Origin of the sequence: Wolbachia endosymbiont (group B) of Melanargia galathea, from assembly GCF_964030625.1 — a bacterium.
Lineage (GTDB): Bacteria > Pseudomonadota > Alphaproteobacteria > Rickettsiales > Anaplasmataceae > Wolbachia.
In genome coordinates this window covers 56,061-77,147 of record NZ_OZ034910.1, presented here as the reverse complement: position 1 = coordinate 77,147, position 21,087 = coordinate 56,061, and the positions used below count along the sequence as shown (strand labels likewise).

Here is a 21,087-nt window from a genome sequence, read left to right as displayed (position 1 = left end):
GTTTATTTTAACGTCCCAAAAATGTTTAACAAAAGTGTGTCAAACTGAATTTTTAGTTTAACTCAATTTTCAATAGATTTCTTGCATAAACAGGTGTCATCCCAGCTGGAACCCAATATCTGGATGCCAGCAGGCTTTGTTGCACCACTCAAGGAAAGAACAGGCAGTTACTGATGGAATTTGTTATAAAATAGATATTTAGCCGACAAAGGAAAAATATGCCAATAAGAATGAAAGTCAGTAACTGCAATGAATATAACAAATTTCTTCAAGAAAGGGGAAATGTTTTTCATTATATCAACGATGCCATTGAAAATTGGTACGAAAATAGTCCAAAAGTAGCAGGTGGCAACAATGTCTACAGCGACAAAGTAGTGATTCTAATTCACATAATAACCTATCTATTCAGGATTGGTCTTAGGCAAACAGTGGGATTTATAGAGAAATATCTTGAGCAAATAGGGAAAATTTTGCAAATTATCAGCTATTCGCAGGCTTCAAGAAGGTTTAAAAAGCTTAATATCAAAATCAACGACTGCAGAGTTGATAAGAACGATATGGAAGATATTGAAATTGCTATAGATAGTACAGGTATCAGCATCTACAATAATATTCCAGGCCATAGTAAGGCAAATGGTACAGATAGAAAGTATCGCCGCTATGAGCAAACAAGAAAGCTACATGTAATGCTAGAGATAGGTAGTAAAAAAGTTATAGCTGCAAAATACAGTAGTGGAGTTTATTCCGACCACTATGGAGCCTGTGATCTTATTGAAAGAGTGGATACCAAGTATAACATAAGCACGATATATGCAGATAGGGCATATAATCGAAAGAAGTTATACAAACTGTGCGATGAGCTTGACATAAAGACAAGGATTCCTCCGCAAAATAATGCAGTAGAGCATCCAAAGTTGGATTATATGAATGAGAGAAATTCTACAATCAAGCTCATAAAGTCATATGATGAAGATGGTATGAAGAGGTGGAAAAAAGAGATAAATTATTGGAAGAGATCTTATATAGAAAGTTTTTTCTCGCGACTGAAGCAAATATTTGGATTTAGTTTTAGGAATAAATCTGAGATTAATCGTGAGAAGGAACTGCTACTCAAGTGTTATTTGCTTAACAAATTTACTGAAATAGGCATGGCTAAGTTTGATATAGCTTCATGAATTTATTATACATTACCCACTATCCGAAGAGCTGTGCAACAAAGCCATTCCAGTGTCACGCGCTGGAATGACATCAACTTTTGAATTCGAGTTATGCAAGAAATCCAACATATTAGGAACGACAATATCAGGTTGAGATGTAGTTCATATGTAAAGGTAACCTCTACTTTTCCTCAGCTTTCTTTCTAGGCTCTGTAAACAAAATTTTAAAGAAGCCATATAGTGTAGCTAGAGACATTTTTAGTCAACTGAGTAATTTTGTTCCTCTAGCCTGAGGTCAAAATAAATTTGAATGGGTTTCCCAGTACGTCAACAAGTGCATGAACTTTAGTCGCAAATCCCCGTCCTCAATTAATTTGACCTGCTAACATTTTGTACACAGAGCCTAGCTCTTTTGCTATTTGCTTGACTTGTTTCTTTACATAGCTTCTAATTTAAATTCTGCTGTCTATTCTCTTTCATTCATAACCTTTTGCAAAACGTTTTTGCTTTCTTCTCTGCTGGTCACTATTGCTTATATAAAGCAAGTATAGTACTGAATGATGTTGCAAGCACTCAGTTCGGCAATATTATCGATTTAAGACGAAGTTAAGATTTCGATTTTTTATTCAAACTCTTCTGAAAGTTTTTATACATATTGAAGACATCTTGATAATTTAGGTGAGTGTAAACTTGAGTAGTTTCAAGGCTTGAGTGGCCAAGCAGCTGTTGTATTGATCTTATGTCAATATCTTCCTGAAGCAAATGAGTAGCAAAACTATGGCGAAATGCATGTGGAGATAAAATTTCTGGTAAGTTTAAAAATCTTCTTATTTTTTGCAAACGATTAGCAACATAAGTTCTTCCCAATTTTTTTCCTCTTACCCCGACAAAAAGATGTCCCGCTTCGTCAAAGTGGGGACAAGCTTTTATATATTTTTGTATACACTTTTTTACTACTGGAAGAATAAATACCTGCCTTTGTTTATCTCCCTTACCTGTTACTATTAAACTTTCATTGCTAATATCACTAACCTTAAGATTCAGTGCTTCAGTGATTCTTAAGCCCGTACCATATAGCAGAACGACAATTGCAATTTCTCTTTTTACCACCCAAGGCTCGCCTAGATCAGGCAATTTCATTTCTTTCAATAGAGTTTCTATGTTAGATATTGAAAGTGCTTTAGGTAGAGTTCTTCTCTGAATTGGCCTTGATAAAGAAAATACCGCTTCATTATTTATTTCATAATTGTTTTTTATATATTTGAAAAAATTTCTGATTACTGACAATGCGCGAGTGTTAGATCTCGCATTTACACCTCTTGCATAACGAGAGGTAAACCAACTTCTCAGTTCAGGTATGCTTAATTTTTCTAAAGAGCCAACATTTACTTCTTCACCAATGTGAGTATTTAGGAAACTTATAAGATCCTTGAGGTCCCTCATGTATGACTCCAAAGTGTTTGGTGAGTAAGACCTGTTGTACTTTAGCCAATCATACCATTTTTCAATGATTGAACCGAGGTCCACAGTTACTTTTTAAAGAAAGCATCGATGCACGCATCCCTAAAGGCTTCATTTATATCAGGATGAGAGTGACAAATTCTGTATATATCCTCTGCTGCTGCACCATATGCCATTGCAACCGCTGCTTCATTGATTAGCGTATCAGCGTATGCTCCTATGATATGTACACCGAGTATTGTATCTGCTTTGCTACAAGTCAGAACTTTCACGAATCCCTCAGCATCGTCAGTGACTTTTGCTCTACCGTTTGCAGCAAATTGACATTTACCAACTTTATACTTTCGACCAGCACTTTTTAGTTCTTCTTCAGTTTTACCGATTGAAGAAACTGCAGGGTGGGTGTAAATGACTGACGGTATGATTTCATAATCAACGTGAGGCAATTGCCTTGCTAGTATCTCTGCAACTGCCACCCCTTCTTCCTCAGCTTTGTGAGCAAGCATTGCTCCACCAATCACATCACCAATAGCAAATATTCCTTTTACGTTGGTTTCATAACTATTGTTGACTTTAATAAAGCCACGACTGTCTTTTTCTATTTTTTCAAGACCCTCAGAGCATGGTTTGCGCCCTGCTGCCACCAATACCTTATCCGCCTCTATAGTGTTTGTTTGATTATCTTTTACAGAGCAAACTTTCACACTCAAAGAGTTACTACTTTGTTTTATTCCCTCAACTTTAGTTCTAAGTAAAAATTTTATTCCTTGTTTTTGTAGACTAGAAAGTAGAGACTTACTTAATTCTCCATCCATTGCTGCAGCGATTCTGTCAAAAAATTCTACTACAGTGACTTCAGACCCTAGCCTCCTCCATACAGAAGACATTTCAAGCCCTATTGCCCCGGCTCCGATTACGACAAGTTTTTTTGGTACTTCAGTTAAAGACAATGCACCAGTTGATGAAATAATACTTTTCTCATCGATATTAATTCCTGGCAAAGAAATAACGTCAGAACCGGTTGCAATTACTATATTTTTTGTCTTCAGCACCTTACCTTCAACTGAAACTTCAAGGTTGCCTTGATCAAAAGAAGTAATTTTTCCAAGTCCATTGATCTTCGTAATTTTGTAAAGGTTAAACAGATATTCTATGCCTTTTCCAAGTTCCTGAACTCTAGCGTCTTTATAGCCTATCATTTCTCTCAAATCGAGACTTACATCCTTAACTTTTATGCCAAGTTTTGATAGATTATTTTTCGCGCTAGCATACTGATAAGAGGAATGGAGTAATGCTTTTGATGGTATACACCCAACTCGCAAACACGTGCCACCAAAAATGCTATTTTTGTCTATACAAGCAACTTTGAGTCCAAGTTTTGCAGCAGCAATAGCGCATTTGTAACCACCTGGACCACCACCTATAATAATCAAATCATAATCAGTCATAAAAAACAAACCTATTTTCTAAAGAATAAACACCATTTCCTTCAGTCGTTATATACATCTTACCATGGGTAAATACTGGAGCATGAAACACATTACCGGGTATTTTAATTACCCTTCCTGTACTTTCAGATCCAGGAAAAGCAAATATTGAACCTTTATTACTTGTTACCCAAAGCGTATGGGCATACATAATTGGAACAAACAATTGCACATTCTCTATAAAATCAGATGTCCAAACTGTTTTTCCACTTTGTATGTCGATGCCAATTACCTTATTATCTTTAGTCACCATGAAAATTCTTCCGCCTTCTTTTTGTTTCTCTGCAGGAATAAGAGGGCTATAATATGACTCAATGTTTGATATACTTTTTACTTGTAGTGGCCTTGACCATAAAATATTTCCTGAGTTTACGTCAATGCTATAAATATAAGAGTTGCTCGTAGCTATTAAGATATTATCGTGTACTCTAGGTGTAGTAGTTACATCTGTAAGCTGTGTATCCAAAAGGTTTGTAGCCAATTTTTGGCTCCACAATTTTTTACCGTCTTCATTAAAAGCTATCAATTCACCATTTGAAAATGGTGCTATTATTTTATCATTGGAGATTGCTGGTGAGATGGAATACAAACCTCGAACCTCATTTATACCATTTTGATAATTCCAAATGGAACTGCCATCTTTTATACTAAATGCATGCAGATAGTTATCAATAGTCAACACTACCAACTTATTGTTTATTACTACTGTTTTCCCTCTTGCCGGAGCTCTTAATTCTTTTTCCCATTGAATCTCCCCTGTTTTCGCATCTATTGTGTGTAGAATGTTATCCACTACAAAGAAAACATTTTCTTTGTAGCTCGATAAACTCATATTACCAATTTTTTTCCTACTTGAGAGGTATAATTTCCAATTTATAACTCTTGGGTTATCGATATCAAAGGAATATAAGGTACCGTTCTTGTCTGGTAAAATAACGCTATTTTCTGTAAGTATTGGAGCTACATATCCTTGAGATAATTTTTTATCTACTAAACTTATTCGTTCGCTTGCCATTGTATAGTTACTATACAATAACATTATCATGACAATTATTATTTTCATTATTTAGTGAAAACAAGATTCATTAATATACATACTAGAAACGTAAATCACAACGAAAATGTTCTTAATTGTGGATCAAAAGCATTAACGTAATGTCATACCATTATGTAAAGATTCTCTTACTGTAATAACTTTTATCAAGTATGGACTAAAAGAAATATCTATAGCTCAAACTAATGCTGTCAGTAATACTACTCCAATATGAAACAGGCAGCATTTTCAGGATGAAAGATATTGTTGTGATGTCATTCATTTGAACTACTCATATCAATTTGAAAAATGTATACTATCTTATGCTATAGTACCTAAAAATAAATGCTCAACATACAAAATAACGCTTCACTTTGCAGGCAATGGATATTCTTGGCAGTACTTGCTCTTGCTTGTTCTGGACTGCTGTCAATAATTGTTATTTTTCTACGATTGCCTTTTATTTCTTCTCTCATTCCTTCTGCACAATATATCTTTGATAATGCACTGGTGATACACGTAAATTTGTCAATTTTGGTATGGATGTGCTCTATAATATCTCTGCTCTTCATCATAAACTTAAAAAACACCAATCATTGGTTTAACTTCTCATGGATTCTCTCAATCCTTTCCATGCTGCTAATGTTTATATCTGCATTTGTTCCAAATACTGAAGTTATCAAAAGTAACTATATACCTGTATTACAAAACAAATTATTTTTACTTGGACTCAGTCTTTTCATTACCAGCATATTGATAAATACAGCTCTAGCCTACATATCAAATAAACAAGACTCATATCTTTCAATCGGACAAATTGGCCTGGTCATTATACTTGTGTCATCATTTCTTTGTGTTGTTTTAGCACATAAAAATATGCCTCCAGGTCTATATCACTCAGACAAGAATTTATTTTATGAATATCTCTTTTGGGGAGGCGGACATTTACTGCAGTTTGCCTTTGCTCAAGCAATGTTTTTAGTTTATTTGATCATACTGAATGCTCGCTATATTAGTCTAAATAAAATTACCATTTTACCACTATTTATAAACACAGTTTTGACCGTAGGTGCGCCGTTTATATACTTTATTTATTCGGCGGATAGTGCTGAATTGATACAGTTTTTTACCTGGCATATGAGAATTGCTGGAGCAGTTCTGCCGTGCTTTTTAACAATATTAGTGTATTGCAACATAAAAACTCTGCTCAATGATAAGGGCAATTATCTTCTTCACTCGTTTGTATTGTTCATTTATGGAGGTGTGCTTGGAGTGCTAACTATTGAAGGAAATGTCACTATTCCTGCGCATTATCATGGTTCTGTAGTTGGTATTACTATAGCTTTTATGAATTTTGTCTACTGGCTGTTACCAAAATTGGGCTGTAAAGAAATAAAAAGCTCCATAGTAAGATTACAGATTTATGCATATAGCTTGGGACATTTTCTCCACATTACTGGACTTGTTTGGCTTGGTGGATATGGTGCCTTAAGAAAAGTTGCAGATCTGCCAAGTATTTCATCAATGTTGGCACGTGCTTGTTTTATTACGGGTGGAGCTATATCAGTTATTGGTGGAATGTTATTCGTAATAATTGTGATTTTACATCTTCTTAAAGGCAAGGCTCGTACCAACTAACCCACAGAAACAAAACTAAAAATTTTAGTGTAAAATTACTATATTTACTTTGTACTATGGCTCAAACAACCTGCTTCAAATTTGGAAAGGCAGTGAAATGAAAAAAACTATATCAAGCTACACTGAATTCTTATTTGCTACTCCTTGTGGTTCTTGTGTTCCATTTACTTGAGAGCTAGGTTTCATTATTAAATCACCAGCTAAGAATGCAGATACTGTTGCTATAACAACGATTAACCACATGTCCAATTTATTTGTATGTTCAAGTGTAATATACACTACTAACCCAACAGCAAGACCAGTACTAGCAGTAGCGATATATGTTGCTTTTTCTTTTAGTTGTTTATTTGCTTCATTTTTGGTTTCTAATATTTTCTTTTCTTGCTGTAACTGCTGGATTTGAGTATTTATTTTTTGTTTCAGTTCATTCGACATTTCACTTTTGAGTTCATTTCTTATTTTATCTTTCAATGTAGTTATTGCCTCTTCTGGGCTTTTTTTATCTTTTAATTCCAGCACGTCTTCAAGCAATTCTACTAAGTCTACTTTTGCTGGGTGAGGCACATAGTATGGATTACTTAGAATATCTATAAGCTCTTTTAAGTTATGAAAGTTAAGCATAATAAACCTCAATACTAAAAATTTATTATGTAATACATTAAAAATTATAAGATCAAAAAAAATTTGTATCATAACAAGGCTAAATTAAATGGCAGACATTAAAATTGCTGTATTTGCTCAATTGTGCTAACTTAAAGCTTAAAACTGAGAAATATTTATGTTAGAAGAAAAGTATAGCTTTAGGGAAATTGAAGACAAATACAACATATTATGGGAAGGGAGTAAAGTTTATAAATGGAATGGTGAAAAGGATAATACTTTCACTATAGATACGCCTCCACCAACGATATCTGGAAAGTTGCATATTGGTCATATATTTAGCTATTGCCATACGGACTTTATTGCAAGGTTTCAACGTATGCTGGGGAAAGATGTATTTTATCCAATTGGGTTTGATGATAATGGGCTTCCCACTGAAAGGTTAGTTGAGCAGACCTATAAAACCCGTGCAAAAGAAGTTGGCAGAGAAGAATTTATAGAGATGTGCCATGAAGTTATTGAGAAGTCAAAGCAGGAATTCAAGGAATTGTTTAAATCAGTCGGTATTAGTTATGACTGGAATTTAGAGTATCACACAATTAGTAAAGAAGCTGTGGCACTTTCTCAAATGTCATTCATTGATCTATATAATAAAGAGTATGCATACAAAAAAATGCAACCTATTCTTTGGGACCCAGTCGATAAAACTGCAATTGCACAAGCAGAAATAGAGGATAAAGTCTTTGAGTCATTTTTGAACACGATAGTTTTTTCCACTGAAGAAAATGAGCAGATTAAGATTGCAACTACACGGCCTGAGTTGCTTCCAGCATGTGTTGCAGTTTTTTGCCATCCAGAAGATGCACGCTACACTCAGCTGATTGGAAAAATAGCCGTGGTGCCAATAACAGGAGCAAAAGTTCCAATAATAGCTGATGATAAAGTTAAAATAGATAAAGGTACTGGGCTTGTTATGTGCTGTACGTTTGGTGATGAGCTCGACATATATTGGCAGCAAAAGCATGGTCTGCCGATGAAAATTATTATCGATCAGGATGGTAGGATAAGTCTAGATTCAGTGTATGGTAATAATAGATCCCAGTGTCAAGGCACTGGGATGACAAAGGGGAGTGACATTCCAGTGCTTGACACTGGAATCCAGCCATTAGAGGAGACACACGCTCCAGCGCGTGACGCTGGAATCTACGATGAAGTAAATGGCCTAAGAGTTAAAGAAGCAAGAAAGAGAATTATTGAAATCCTAACTGAAAAGGGCCTTTTAATAGAAAGCACTAGCATTTCTCATTCTGTTAAATGTGCTGAAAGATCTGGTGCGCCGCTTGAAATATTACCTACTTATCAATGGTTTGTCAAGACTTTAGAGCAAAAAACTCAAGTATTAGATAAAGTGAGTAAATGTAATTGGCATCCAGAATCTATGCGTAAACGTATAGAGGTGTGGATAGAAGGGCTAAGTTGGGATTGGTGCATCTCAAGACAGCGTTATTTTGGTGTACCATTTCCAGTTTGGTATTCAAAACGTAAGGGAGAAGAAGGCAAAATCATTCTAGCTGAAGTAAAGGATTTACCTGTAGATCCACTCAAAGATTTGCCGAAAGGGTATATTAAAGAAGAAGTTACTTCAGATCAAGATGTGATGGATACTTGGGCAACAAGTGCGATCACTCCTCAATTAAGTGCACTGGCAGTAAACAGTGAGCTCGGTTTACCAAGCCATCGGTATGATAAGATATTTCCTGCAGATCTGCGCAGCCAAAGCCATGAGATAATAAGAACTTGGGCTTTTTATACGATTTTGAAGGCACATTATCATGCAGATTCACTGCCGTGGAAAAATATCATGATTAGTGGTTGGTGTTTGGCTGATGATAAAAAAAAGATGAGTAAATCAAAAGGTAATATCATCACTCCTCATGTAATGCTTGAAACCTATGGAGCTGACGTAGTACGCTATTGGGCAGCAAACTCAAGACTTGGAGTTGACACAGTCTACTCTGAAAATATCTTCAAAATTGGCAAACGACTTGTTACGAAACTTTGGAATGCTAGCAAATTTGTTTCCATGTTTATGGAAAAACATCAAGCATTGAGCATAAATTCCATCAGTGAGACGATGGATAAGTGGATATTGTCCAAATTATATAAAGTGATAGAAAAAACGACGAACAACCTATTACAGTTTGAATACTGCGAAGCTTTGAGCGCAATAGAAGAATTTTTTTGGAAAGATTTTTGTGATAATTACTTAGAGTTAGTTAAAAAACGTGCATATGGAGATGCATTGGACAGCGAGGCAAACATGAGTGCGAAACAGAGTTTGGCATATGTACTCAATATTATTTTGCGGTTATTTGCACCATTTTTGCCATACATTACAGAGGAAATATATCATCAGTTGTATAGTTATAACTCCGTTCACAATAAAAGTAATTGGCCTAACAAGGAAGAACTTACCTATGATAAGTATTCTGAGGAAATGGGAGATAATTTCGTGCAGATATTAAACCTTGTGAGAAAAATAAAAGCAGATAATAACGTATCAGTTAAGCATCTTATACAAAAGTTGATGATAAAAGCGAGTGTAAAAGAGGATGAGTTAAATTATTCTGCTCAGCATGATTTGCAGTCAGTTTGCAATGCTGAAGTGATAGAATGGGTTGAGAGTACAGAAGCAGAGCTTATAACTGAGAATGGAAAATTTACTGTAAGTTTATTGATTGATGTAACTTAGCATTCGTATTACTATACTAATTATTTAGTTGTGAGGTAATAATGATTGGTAATTCATATAATAATAAAATTGAAGAGCAAAAAGATGATTATCATGACTTCATTCAAAGGTTTTTGTTTTTGCTCGGTAAGATAAAAGAAAAGAATAAATCAATTCACACTGCTGTAGCTAGTTTTCACATATTATCTTTTTTAATAAAATACAATGCCAATTTTAATGAAGATGAAGTATATAAAGCCGTTATCCAAGATTTCAATAATATAAAAGAAGCTAGACCAGAGCTTCAAGATGAGGCTAAAAAAGTATTGAATGGGTATATTGCAAATGGTGTTGAAACAGTGTCAATATATGGTAGTTGTGCAGAAGTTAAATTGGGAGCTAATAAAAACAAATTCAAAGTCAGTGAGTTTTTGAATAGTAATTTCTGTCAAGATAATGGAATTTCAGGATTTTCAACTCTGCATAGCAATGGAAAAAATGGAATGCACGGTTTTGTTTCTGAAGAAGGAATAAGGCACTATGTTGTAACTGATGGTGCATACGAAATGACTCTGAATTGGTGTGATGAGGACGGAAAAAAGTGCACTATTATAATTAATATTGATGCTAATGGTATAGAACTTATCGAGCGTAATCGTGTTACTGATGATCAATTGAAAGCAAATAAAGATGTAAAAATAGGTAACTTATTCTTGTATCAAATAAAATTTAGAAATAAGGAGAAAGGCAATCATAAATCATCTGAGATTGTGATAGAAAATAGTAATAGAAATATTAACATTCAAACAACTCAAGAAATTGAGCTTGGCAGCAAAGAAGCTCAAATAGGCAGTACTAAAATGCAAGACAAAATTGCACAAGTTGTAGATGACAGCTTAAACGAAAGAATTAATAAATTGGAAAAAGAAAATACAAGATTGACTGAAGATAAAGAAACTATGTCAGAACAATTGCAGCAGAAAGTGAGAGAGATAGAGGAGTTAAATGGAAAGGTAAGGCAATTAAATGAGGTTTTGGCTGAAATAACACAAAAATTCGGGCAGCTAAGTGATTCGGTAGAGAGTGAATTTGAAAGGAGAAAAGTAGAGAAGGAAAAGTTAGAGGAGAAGTTAAGGAAAGCGCAAAAAGAGATACAAAAGTTAAGTAAAGAAAAAGCTGAATTAGTGCAAGAAAAGCAAGATTTAGAAGAATTTGCTGAAGGTCTAGATGTTAAAGTACAAAGACTAAAGGATCAAATAAGGCAATTAGAGTACAGTGTGGCTGTAGCAGTGAATGAAAATAAAAGATTAAAACAAAAATTGAATGATACTCAAAAAGAGTTGGATGGTAAGTATGGTGAAATCCAGAGATTAGAAAGTCAATCACACGAATTAGAAAGTCAAAAAATAACAGAATTGGAAATATACTTAGAAGAGAAAAAGAAAAAAATAGCAGAGTTAGAGGTGCTGTTGGAAGAAGAAAAGGGGGAAGTTTTTAGTTTAGAATCTAGATTATGTAATTCAGAAGAAGAAAAAAAACGATTACAAGAAAAGTTAAATGAAAAAACTCAAGAAGTGATTAAACTAACTGTAGATTTAGAAGAACTAAGTAAGCAATCGGAAGAGAAAGAAACTAAATATTTCAGTAGGATTAAAGAGTTAGAAAAAATTCTTAATAAAGAAAGAAAAAACAGTGAAGAGTTGGAAAATTATAGCATCAATCTGGAGGAAGAAAGTCAAATTCAACATGAAAAGTACAAAGAGTTACTATTTGAGAAGCATTCTATAAAAGAAGAAATTTCAGATTTGAATGATCAATCTTCATTAGTTCATCAGAATCGTGTGAGCTTAGCACAAGATTTGGCAAAAAACATGATATATTTGTTCAAAGAGAATGTAAGAGAAGGAGATAAAGTGATTATATCGCAGGAAACTGTATTAGAGATTTTGAATAGATTGGAGGAATTAATCAAGAATGTTGGAGTCAGTGATCAAGAAATAAAAGGAGTAATTGAAGAAATATCTGTACAAACTAATGATAGCCTTCCTCCTTCAGATATAAGTAATGGAGATTTATCAGCACTACCAAATAAAGAGCTGGATGAAGCTTCATATTCAGAAGATTTTGGATATTCTAGTAGATGTTCTACTCCTGTCTGATGCCACCTTGCATTTTGAGTTTAGTTAGAATATCAACTAAAGTTTATCACTGGTAAAATTGTGATAAGTGTTCTCCTCTACAGGTAAGACAATTTTAATCAATATATACAAGACTGCTGCAGTTTTGTGTATAGGTGATGAGCAATTTACTTAATAAATATAATACATTTTATTTTATAGCTAGTTCTCTGGCTACTCTCACGTTACTTACATCTTTAGCGCTTATTAATGTACCTAGTTCTTTAATTCTCGCTTTAGCTGTATTATCTGTTTTGGCTTTTATGATTTTGTATAAAATAATTATTGACACTAGTAAAGTGGAGAAGAAATTTGCTCACAAAGAGCGTGAGTTGACTCAAGAAAAGCACAATTTATACGAGGAAGAAAGAAAATTTGGTCAAAAAATAGAAACTGAGAGGAAATCTTTTCTTAAAGAAAAAAAATCTTTGGAGGAGAAATTAGAAGCAAAAATGATCCATATAATTGGAATAACAGACGAATTAGAAAAAGTAACGAAGGAGAAAGATGAGCTTGCTGCACAAGAAAAAGAACTACTCCATAAAATCTCATATTTGTGTAAACAGTTACAGGAAAAAGAAGCTAATCTAACTGAGAGGAAAAAACTTATAATCGAATTGAAAAGAAAAATAGACAATGATAAATATGAGGAATTATATAAGGAAGTAGAGAAATTATCTAAAGAAAAAGAGGAGTTATCTAAGGAAATAGACAAATTACGTAAAGAGAAACATATACTGTATATGAAAAAAGAAGAATTACATAAAAGAAAAGAAGAACTTTGTGTGAAATTAGATGAATTACAATGTAAATTTAAAGAAATTGATCAGAAAAATAAAAACTTATCTCAAGAGTTAAAAAGGAAATTTGAAGAGCTAGATAAAGCAGACGGTTTAATTAAAAATCAATCTTTTGAGTTAGACAGAATAAGACAAGATTGTAATAACGAAGTGAAAAATTTAAGAAATTCACTTTTAGAGCGAGACAGTCAAATAAAACAACTTCAATATGTGATAGATAAGATAGAAGAATCAATAAGAGAAAATGAAACAATTAAAGATTATAGCAAAAAAATAATATTAGGGGAGACTCAGAAAATAAAATTTATATTAGGGCAGCTTGTGCAATTCAAGCCAATGAAAGGTTCCAAAACATCGGAGGAAACGTCTGATTCTTTACAGGAAGATCTTGGATATGCCAGTCGTTCACCCACTCCGACCAGATTATCGTGTTCAGTGTCTGTACAAAGCATTGCAAGTGGACCAATCCCTGAATATGGATTGTAAAATGCAACAATTACTCTTATTATAAAAAAAATTATACAAGATAATGAACCCAATAATATGCGCACTGGATACACAAGATTTGAATGAAGCCATATCTTGGGCTAATGGTCTGCGTGATAAGGTTGGCATGGTAAAACTTGGGTTAGAATTTTTTGCTGCACATGGTCCTTCTGGAGTGAGAGAAGTTGCAAAATGCAATGTACCAATTTTTTTAGATCTAAAATTGTATGATATTCCAAACACTGTAGCTAGAACAGTTGAAGCAATAAAAGCTCTAGATGTTGAAATGCTAACATTGCATATCAGTGGTGGAACAAAAATGCTTAAAGAAGCACTAAGTATAGTGCAAGGAAAGAAAATAAAGCTAATTGGAGTAACAGTACTAACTAGTATGGGCAATGAAGATCTGAGTGAACTCGGAGTAGCAAGGGAGGCAAAATCACAGGTAATTTTGCTAGCAAAGCTTGCAAAAAAGATTGGACTACATGGAGTAGTTTGCTCTGCACTAGAAGCTCAAGAAGTGCGCCAAGAATGTGGTAAAGACTTTAAAATTATTACTCCAGGAATCCGTATGAATCGAGGTCATGATGATCAAAAAAGGACAGCAACACCAAAAGAAGCAATAAATTCAGGAGCTGATTATATCGTAATTGGCAGACCCATTACAGAGAGTAGCAATCCCGCAAGTAGTGCAGAGTTAATATTGAAATCCCTTACTGATTGAAGCAGGGCAGATAAGGTAGCATAGAGTAAAAGCAACAAACGGTATGTATCCGTTCAGCAGGGTGGCAAAACAAGGTAGACGAGAAAAGATAACTAAATGGGTGTCATCCCAGTGCTTGACACTGTTTACTATGCAAATTGCCACAATGTTCGTACAGCTGTGACTGAAATGATAAAAAGAGGATAATCAAAGGATACCATTTATTGTTTTGGCAAATTTGTACAGCTACGTACTTTATTTGCACATTCTTCTGAACAGATACGCAGCGAAAAAAAATGCTTGACACAAAAAAATGGATGCTGTATAGTGCTAACAATTAAGTATAATATTTACCGTGGTGTAATACTACACTACCTTTTTTTACTTCAACAAGTAATCATTATTATTTTTTTCTCACTACCAAGTAGCTTACGTTCATTTGTATCTACCATGAAGCCAATGCTAGAATCGAGAAAAAAGACCGGTGAATGGCAGGCGCGAGCATTATACATATACAGTTGTATGAACGTTGTTTACCATAAGGGCGCCATCCCAGCACTGGGATCCATATTGTAAACAAGCGTTTGAGTTATACTAAGCTGCCATTCACCGGTCTTTTTTCTGAATGCAGTTTGCATGACAACAAAAAGGTACTGAGATTACTGATAAAGATTACCTTCAAACTACAATACTATTCTAATTTTATTTTTAAAGGAGGCTATTATGTCACTTACTGATATCGCTCACCGTGTTAATGAACTCGCTTCATCATGGGAGCAATTTAAATTAATAAATGATCGCAAACTAAAAGAAATCGAAAGCAAAGGACCTGAGCAGCTATGCAAGATAAATAGTAATATTGATAATTGCAAAGAGCGCTTAGATTTTATTGAAACTTCAGCTCAACGCCCAGAGATTAGCACAGATTTTAATACAGGTGATAAATATTTTTCTGATTATATCCGCAAAGGAATGGAAAACAGGTTATCACACAAAACCCTAAGTGGAGATGACAATGATATTGGAGGGTATTTAGTTACTCCTCACATTGTAAAACGGATAAACAAGCGTATAGCTGATTCATCTCCAATGCGGCAAATATGTTCTAGTCAAAGAATCTCTACTGAAACGCTGGATTATATTATAGAAGATTGTGACCGTGCTGGTGCAGGTTGGAGTGGTGAAACAGTAGAAGATGAAGATGGTGGCTATAAATCCAAATATGATTTTGCAAAAGACACAAGTACACCTAAAATTCAAAAGATTTCCATCACAACTTACGAGCTCTATGCTCAGCCGCAAATATCACAAAAATTGCTCGATGATGCATTTGTCAATGTTGAAAGTTGGCTTGTAGAAAAGGTTGCCGAAACTTTCAGTAAGAAAGAGAATGAAGCCTTCATTAAAGGTGATGGCACTTTTCAACCTAAAGGAATTTTAGCTTACGAAAATGGAAATGGTCATAATAAGATAGAGCAAATTAAAGCTGATAAGCTAGACAGCGATGCCATAATGATATTGTACTACTCTCTAAATGAACATTACTCTAAAAATGCATCATTTTTGATGAACAGAAGTACGTTAAAGGACGTGAGGCTACTAAAATCTGAAACAGGTCAGTATCTTTGGCAGCCGAGTTTATCGCTTGAAACTCCAGATACTTTGATGGGAATACCGGTATATCAATCTGCTGATATGCCACCTACAATGATTGCAGTAGCAGATTTCAAACAAGCTTATAAGATCGTGGATAACAGAGGAATGAGAATATTGAGAGACCCTTATACAAACAAACCTTATGTTAGATTTTTTGTTACTAAGCGTGTCGGTGGGGAGGTTGTCAACACCAGTGCTATTAAATTATTGAAAATTGCAAGCAAGTACTAAAATTTTTATGAAATAGTTGACATATTATACTTTTTATGTAATAATTAAATTATTATTAATTTAAGGAGTAAAATATGTTAGAAAAAATAAAAAAGTTTTTTAAGTCGATTGCAAAAAAAATTGCATCAGGCTGGAAGTGTTTGTTTGGTGGTAAACCAAGTAATGCTAAACAAAATTTATCATCAGAGCAAGGAAAGTTTTCAAGCAAGACATTAACAAAAACTTTGGATAATACAGTTAATCATGAGAAGCCAGTAGCTGCAGATTATTCAATCCATAGCAATGGTGATGACAGTCGAGCTGATATTACGCAATCTAAGGAACATGATAAACCACCTATTATTGCCGGTATTTGTGAAAAAATACCTAATAAAAAGCTGGAACTATTTGTAATGATAAACCATACAGGTGAAGTTTTTGGTGGTGATATAGGTCTTAGTGGTAATCCTGATCTTAATTTGACTGAGATTAGTGATCGTTTAAAAGTATATACTCAATACGTCCAGTCCGAAAAAGAAGAAGTATTCCGTATTACTTGTGATGAACCTAAAGTTGAGAAAAATGGTGTATTCTTGAATATAAAGTCAGTAGTATCTGGGGATAATAAAACTTCGTCTAACGAATTGGCCGCAATGAAGAAGATCTTAGGTCTGAATGAAAAGCAAGCAACCGTTGCCATAACTCAGATATCTAAAGATCCGATTATAGTTCCTAAATCAGAAATTGCTAGTTCTACAACAACACCAGCTGCTAGTAATGGTCTATGTGTTAGTGCATAATAATTGCAGTAAACCCTTCAAAAGGAGCACCTCCTTTGGTGCTCTTTTTTCTTTATAAGTTTTCTCCATAGGAGAAAATTGACTAATTAAACTTTATATATAATAATTAAATTATTAATTTAAGGAGTAAAGTATGTTAAAAAAAATAAAAAACTTTTTTCAGTCGATTGCAGGAAAAATTGCATCAGGGTGGAAATGGTTGTTTAGCAGTAAAGCAAATACTACTCAAGAAAATACATCACCAGAAAGACCTTCAGGTGAGAATAAAAATAAAAGTAATACAATTCCAATTGTTAGCACCCCTATGCAAAATGAGACTGAAGAATCTGTATCTAAAACAGATATAAACGTCGAGCCAGCAGAAAATTTTCCAGAAAAATCAAATGATGAGCCTAAAGGAGTAGGTTATATTGAACTTGATGAAGATAATTACTTATTTTTAAATTTGGAAGAGAGTATAAAAGTTCAGGATTATCAAGGTAGTCAAAACGAGGTAGAACCCCTTTTTAATCTTCTTATATATCTAAGATGTGATAAAGAAGAATATCGCATTACTGGTGTTGGTAATTCTATCTATTATTGTTATGGTATATCTGTAAAATCAATAATAAAGAAGAATAGAGATGGTAATTATATCGATGACGATAAAATATTAGTTCAAGACAATATTGAGCATGTGAAAGAAATGTTAGGATTGAAAGATGATGTAACAGAGATTAAAGTAGATAATATATCTACTCAGCCGTTTGAAGGTACAGCGTTGGAGCAGCATAATCTTAATCCTACTACGTCACAACAAACGGTTAACAATAAGGAAGTGACTACTGAATCAGAGGAGTTTTATGATGCAGAAGTTACACAACCAAGTCCAACAATTGGAGTATCATCAACAGAGAGACATTATGTCACTAATCCCAGTGTAAATGGAAACGGTTCTTGTTAAAACAAACCCTTCAAAAGGAGCACCTCCTTTGGTGCTCTTTTTCTTTATAAGTTTTCTCCATAGGGAAAATTGACAAATTAAATTTTATATATAATAATTAAATTATTAATTTAAGGAGTGGATATGTTAAAAAAAATAAAAAACTTTTTTAAATGGATTGCTGATCACACAGGAATTTCATGGATTGCAAAAAAAGTTTTATCAGGTTGGAATTGGTTATTTAGCAGTAAAGCAAATGCTGCTCAAAAAAATATATCACCAAAGAGACCTTTAGATGAGAATGTAAATAAAAATAATACGTTGCCAAAAACTCTAGATGGTAATCAACTAATACTGCCAAAGCAGATAGATAGACCCAAAGTTTGTCTTGAAGTTATCGATGGTGAACTACTATTAACTATGATAAATAAAAATTATACAATCCTTGAAGAGAAATATAAAAATCCATATCAATATGATGAATTTCATGCATTTGTAAGATGTGACAGTGGAGATTTTCATATTACTGGTCCTTATCGCTCACAGAAAAATATAGGTGGTGAGAGGAAGTCTGTGTCAATAACTTCAGTAAAGAAACAAATTGATGAAGGTTCTGTATTAAGTAATCCATTAGAAATGATACGTGTATTAGGCTTAGGTAAAAACAAAGAGTTCGTTAAAGTGAATAAGATAAATTACAAGCCATTAAAAACAAAAAAAACATCAGTAGTAGGTGGGCTTGAATTTGAAGGGAATAACTTTTGGTTAAATTTGGAAGAGTGTATAAACATTAAGGATTATAAAAGTAGTTTAACCAAGAACGCATATCATCCTAAGTTTCTTGTATATCTAAAGTGTAATAAAGGAGAATATTGCATTACTGGTAGGAGTATTAATTCTCCTGAGTTTGCTAAACATTTAATTGTAGAATCGATAATAGAGAAGAACAAAGATACTGTCTTGCTAGTCAACAAAAAAATTACTCAAGCTGTATCATAAAATCAAAAAATACTTCTGATTGTGTAACAGTACACAGATTACAGTTAGTGAATATGTTGAATGGATTGGAAGCATTTTTTGATTTTAAACTACAGTCAACATCCTAGTTCTGTAATTCTTGATATGATTTGGATCAAAAGCACTTTTGGATGTCAGGATACCGAAAATGATATGGAGTAGCTTACGCATTGCAGCTCCCACAATTGCCATATTATGCTTACCCTTCTTCTTTAGTCTTTGGCAAAAACTCACAATGATAGGATTGTGATTCTTGGCTACTATGGCAGGAAAGAAAAGGGCCTTACGTAATGTTTGTGAACCTGATTTACTTAATCTTGGTTTAGAATGTACAGATGAACCTGATGTTATATTTTTCGGTATAACTCCTGTATATGCTGCCAATTGCCTGGCATCTCTAAAAGCTTTTATGTCAGGGATTTCAGCTAAAATAGCTACTGCTGATTCCTCTCCTATGCCTGGAATAGTCAGTAGAAGTTGAAAATTTTCCAACAACTCTTTGTGTTGCTTTAATAGTTCACGTACGGAGTTTTTTATTGTTTCTATTTTTTGAGCTATATTCATTGCAAGGTCTTCCCAAGCATTTGCAACTTCTTTAGGCAGTCTCTCTTTTTTTTCTAGGTGGTTATTTACTAATGCTAATTCATCTTTTAACGCAACTGAGCAACGATAAAGATGTTTTAATTTTTTCATTTCAGAAGAAGGTGGTGTCCAACGAGTTGGTTCCTGTCTTTGGCAATAATCAGCAATAATTTCTGCATCAGTCTGATCATTCTTTTGTCTTACGAGTTTACTCCTTGTATAAGATTTAATACAATAAGGATTTACAACACTAACAAAATGTCCAGCATTGTGCAGAAATTCAGCCAAAGCTTCGCTATAACAACCAGTAGCCTCCATGCATGACTTTACTTCTTCCACATTATGCTTTTGTAGAAAACTCAGCAGACCTTGAAACCCAAGATCATCGTTCTTAAAGCTTCTTTTCCTAGTTTCACGCTTTTCTTTTTTACTTATGAATGAAAGAAAAACATCAAAGCGATCTTTTGATACATCAATTCCAAGAAAGTTGTTGATCATATATAACCCCATACGTTACCATTTAAAACGAAAAGTAAGGCTAACCTTGTGGATACAGAATTAGAGCCATTTAGGTCTTTCTACGATACCGTCCAGCCTATACTTTTGAGGAGGGAACTCTTATCTTTCTTACAGATTTTATATCTAAGAGGGGAAACAGAGTTCTTCCCTCCTCCACCTAATGCTTAAGCTTAAAACATTAGATGCTTTTTACAAGATACAAGATGGGAAGTATATCGATAGCGATAAAATATTAGTTCAAGACAGTATTGAGAATGTGAAAAAAATGTTAGGATTGGAGAATGATGTAACAGAGATTAAAGTGGGTAGTATATCTAATCAGCCATTTGAATCTATAACACCTACTATTACGGCACAACAAGCGGGTGACAATACAACTATTGATCCATTGGCAGTAACAAGAGAATCTTCTACTATCAACATTTTTAACGGAAACTTAGAACTACGTCTTGCAGATGATATTCAACAAAATCTAGAGGATTATAAGCATCCAAGAAACAAAGGTAAATATCGTATGAAAATACACTGCAATAAAAATGATTTTAATATTAATTTTAGTAAAAGAGATAACGATGATGGTTCCGTATCTCTAATTATTAATATACTACAAAAAGATAAACTCCAACTTTTTCATGTATGGAAAATGAAAAAGTCCTTAGGCTTCAAGAAAGGTTCAACATTTGTTGTAATAGATTCTATTGAAAGTTTTAAAGCGCCAACAAATAATGGCGTGCCAAGTTCAGAAACTACTAGTCTGGAAGCAAAGAACGCTAACTATAATAAATCTCTATTAGTTAATGCACATAAAGAAAAAGATGAGCATAATACTGATGCTAGTAACAAGATAATACAACATAATGAGGATAATGAACAAGAGAAGTTTTATGATGCAGAAGAGGAATTAGATGGTGATTTTCATGATGCATTTTTTATTCCAGAAGAAGCAAGATTGAAGTTTTCTCAAGAATTATCTAACTACTTATCAAAAGCAAGAAGCTCAGAAATAAGAAGATTGCTTTGCGATGAAGTAGTACCAAATTCGTTACTTATTCGACTAATAGTTGAAGAAAAGCTTGCGAGTAATAATTGTTCTTGCTAGTTAATTTCA

General features: G+C 33.8%; 16 protein-coding genes and 1 pseudogene. 11 read left to right on the top strand and 6 right to left on the bottom strand.

From position 1 onward, the window contains the following. Positions 1 to 218 precede the first annotated feature (218 nt). Positions 219 to 1,175, top strand: a complete 957-nt coding sequence (locus AAHF52_RS00340; RefSeq protein WP_213863789.1) for an IS5 family transposase — start codon at positions 219 to 221, stop codon at positions 1,173 to 1,175. 588 nt (positions 1,176 to 1,763) lie between these two features. On the opposite strand, the gene AAHF52_RS00335 is transcribed toward AAHF52_RS00340, so the two are convergent. The 4 genes from AAHF52_RS00335 to AAHF52_RS00320 all read right to left on the bottom strand — a co-directional run bounded on the left by AAHF52_RS00335 (position 1,764) and on the right by AAHF52_RS00320 (position 5,653). Continuing rightward, positions 1,764 to 2,684, bottom strand: a complete 921-nt coding sequence (locus tag AAHF52_RS00335) for a tyrosine-type recombinase/integrase (protein WP_010401376.1) — start codon at positions 2,682 to 2,684, stop codon at positions 1,764 to 1,766. A gap of 2 nt (positions 2,685 to 2,686) precedes the next feature. Continuing rightward, positions 2,687 to 4,066: a dihydrolipoyl dehydrogenase gene (gene lpdA, locus AAHF52_RS00330; RefSeq protein ID WP_264376823.1), complete on the bottom strand. Its 1,380-nt coding sequence runs from the start codon at positions 4,064 to 4,066 to the stop codon at positions 2,687 to 2,689. Continuing rightward, entirely contained in the window at positions 4,059 to 5,168 is a 1,110-nt protein-coding gene (locus tag AAHF52_RS00325; protein WP_264376824.1) for a PQQ-binding-like beta-propeller repeat protein, read from the bottom strand. Before AAHF52_RS00325 ends, lpdA begins: the two co-directional genes overlap by 8 nt. Positions 5,169 to 5,473: 305 nt before the next feature. Continuing rightward, entirely contained in the window at positions 5,474 to 5,653 is a 180-nt protein-coding gene (locus AAHF52_RS00320; protein WP_230440362.1) for a hypothetical protein, read from the bottom strand. On the opposite strand from AAHF52_RS00320, the gene AAHF52_RS00315 reads away from it, so the two are divergent. After that, positions 5,571 to 6,776: a cbb3-type cytochrome c oxidase subunit I gene (locus AAHF52_RS00315; protein WP_230440361.1), complete on the top strand. Its 1,206-nt coding sequence runs from the start codon at positions 5,571 to 5,573 to the stop codon at positions 6,774 to 6,776. The genes AAHF52_RS00320 and AAHF52_RS00315 overlap by 83 nt on opposite strands. A 117-nt stretch (positions 6,777 to 6,893) precedes the next feature. Here AAHF52_RS00315 and AAHF52_RS00310 read toward each other — a convergent pair whose 3' ends face one another. Continuing rightward, positions 6,894 to 7,397: a hypothetical protein gene (locus AAHF52_RS00310; RefSeq protein ID WP_007302751.1), complete on the bottom strand. Its 504-nt coding sequence runs from the start codon at positions 7,395 to 7,397 to the stop codon at positions 6,894 to 6,896. A 157-nt stretch (positions 7,398 to 7,554) separates the two neighbouring features. Between AAHF52_RS00310 and AAHF52_RS00305 the strand changes: the two genes are divergently transcribed. The 8 genes from AAHF52_RS00305 to AAHF52_RS00270 all read left to right on the top strand — a co-directional run bounded on the left by AAHF52_RS00305 (position 7,555) and on the right by AAHF52_RS00270 (position 18,860). Further along, positions 7,555 to 10,128 carry a valine--tRNA ligase gene (locus tag AAHF52_RS00305; protein WP_264376825.1) on the top strand — a complete coding sequence of 858 codons (2,574 nt, stop codon included), beginning with the start codon at positions 7,555 to 7,557 and terminating at the stop codon, positions 10,126 to 10,128. 41 nt (positions 10,129 to 10,169) lie between these two features. Further along, positions 10,170 to 12,266, top strand: coding sequence for a hypothetical protein (locus tag AAHF52_RS00300; RefSeq protein ID WP_264686120.1), 2,097 nt, complete (start codon positions 10,170 to 10,172; stop codon positions 12,264 to 12,266). Between the two features lie 137 nt (positions 12,267 to 12,403). Then, positions 12,404 to 13,570 carry a hypothetical protein gene (locus AAHF52_RS00295; RefSeq protein ID WP_214303371.1) on the top strand — a complete coding sequence of 389 codons (1,167 nt, stop codon included), beginning with the start codon at positions 12,404 to 12,406 and terminating at the stop codon, positions 13,568 to 13,570. A gap of 43 nt (positions 13,571 to 13,613) precedes the next feature. Continuing rightward, entirely contained in the window at positions 13,614 to 14,294 is a 681-nt protein-coding gene (pyrF, locus tag AAHF52_RS00290; protein WP_012481735.1) for an orotidine-5'-phosphate decarboxylase, read from the top strand. A 702-nt stretch (positions 14,295 to 14,996) separates the two neighbouring features. Beyond that, on the top strand, positions 14,997 to 16,160 hold the full coding sequence (locus tag AAHF52_RS00285) for a phage major capsid protein (RefSeq protein WP_052264865.1): 1,164 nt from the start codon (positions 14,997 to 14,999) through the stop codon (positions 16,158 to 16,160). 74 nt (positions 16,161 to 16,234) lie between these two features. Further along, on the top strand, positions 16,235 to 16,939 hold the full coding sequence (locus AAHF52_RS00280) for a hypothetical protein (protein WP_264376827.1): 705 nt from the start codon (positions 16,235 to 16,237) through the stop codon (positions 16,937 to 16,939). A 133-nt stretch (positions 16,940 to 17,072) separates the two neighbouring features. Beyond that, positions 17,073 to 17,882, top strand: coding sequence for a hypothetical protein (locus AAHF52_RS00275; protein WP_264376828.1), 810 nt, complete (start codon positions 17,073 to 17,075; stop codon positions 17,880 to 17,882). Positions 17,883 to 18,005: 123 nt separating this feature from the next. Continuing rightward, complete coding sequence (locus AAHF52_RS00270) at positions 18,006 to 18,860, top strand: hypothetical protein (RefSeq protein WP_264376829.1); 855 nt, start codon at positions 18,006 to 18,008, stop codon at positions 18,858 to 18,860. Positions 18,861 to 18,944: 84 nt separating this feature from the next. Here AAHF52_RS00270 and AAHF52_RS00265 read toward each other — a convergent pair whose 3' ends face one another. Further along, on the bottom strand, positions 18,945 to 19,958 hold the full coding sequence (locus AAHF52_RS00265) for an IS110 family transposase (RefSeq protein WP_264376686.1): 1,014 nt from the start codon (positions 19,956 to 19,958) through the stop codon (positions 18,945 to 18,947). Positions 19,959 to 20,172: 214 nt separating this feature from the next. Between AAHF52_RS00265 and AAHF52_RS00260 the strand changes: the two are divergent. After that, a pseudogene (locus tag AAHF52_RS00260) lies at positions 20,173 to 21,078 on the top strand (hypothetical protein); the annotation flags it as partial. Between the last annotated feature and the right edge of the window lie 9 nt (positions 21,079 to 21,087).

Coding starts and splice junctions, on each gene's coding strand:
- AAHF52_RS00340 (WP_213863789.1), top strand. CDS start 219: ATGCCAATAAGAATGAAAGTCAGTAACTGCAATGAATATAACAAATTT.
- AAHF52_RS00275 (WP_264376828.1), top strand. CDS start 17,073: ATGTTAAAAAAAATAAAAAACTTTTTTCAGTCGATTGCAGGAAAAATT.
- AAHF52_RS00325 (WP_264376824.1), bottom strand. CDS start 5,168: ATGAAAATAATAATTGTCATGATAATGTTATTGTATAGTAACTATACA.
- pyrF (WP_012481735.1), top strand. CDS start 13,614: ATGAACCCAATAATATGCGCACTGGATACACAAGATTTGAATGAAGCC.
- AAHF52_RS00285 (WP_052264865.1), top strand. CDS start 14,997: ATGTCACTTACTGATATCGCTCACCGTGTTAATGAACTCGCTTCATCA.
- AAHF52_RS00295 (WP_214303371.1), top strand. CDS start 12,404: ATGAGCAATTTACTTAATAAATATAATACATTTTATTTTATAGCTAGT.
- AAHF52_RS00300 (WP_264686120.1), top strand. CDS start 10,170: ATGATTGGTAATTCATATAATAATAAAATTGAAGAGCAAAAAGATGAT.
- lpdA (WP_264376823.1), bottom strand. CDS start 4,066: ATGACTGATTATGATTTGATTATTATAGGTGGTGGTCCAGGTGGTTAC.
- AAHF52_RS00310 (WP_007302751.1), bottom strand. CDS start 7,397: ATGCTTAACTTTCATAACTTAAAAGAGCTTATAGATATTCTAAGTAAT.
- AAHF52_RS00265 (WP_264376686.1), bottom strand. CDS start 19,958: ATGATCAACAACTTTCTTGGAATTGATGTATCAAAAGATCGCTTTGAT.
- AAHF52_RS00305 (WP_264376825.1), top strand. CDS start 7,555: ATGTTAGAAGAAAAGTATAGCTTTAGGGAAATTGAAGACAAATACAAC.
- AAHF52_RS00280 (WP_264376827.1), top strand. CDS start 16,235: ATGTTAGAAAAAATAAAAAAGTTTTTTAAGTCGATTGCAAAAAAAATT.
- AAHF52_RS00270 (WP_264376829.1), top strand. CDS start 18,006: ATGTTAAAAAAAATAAAAAACTTTTTTAAATGGATTGCTGATCACACA.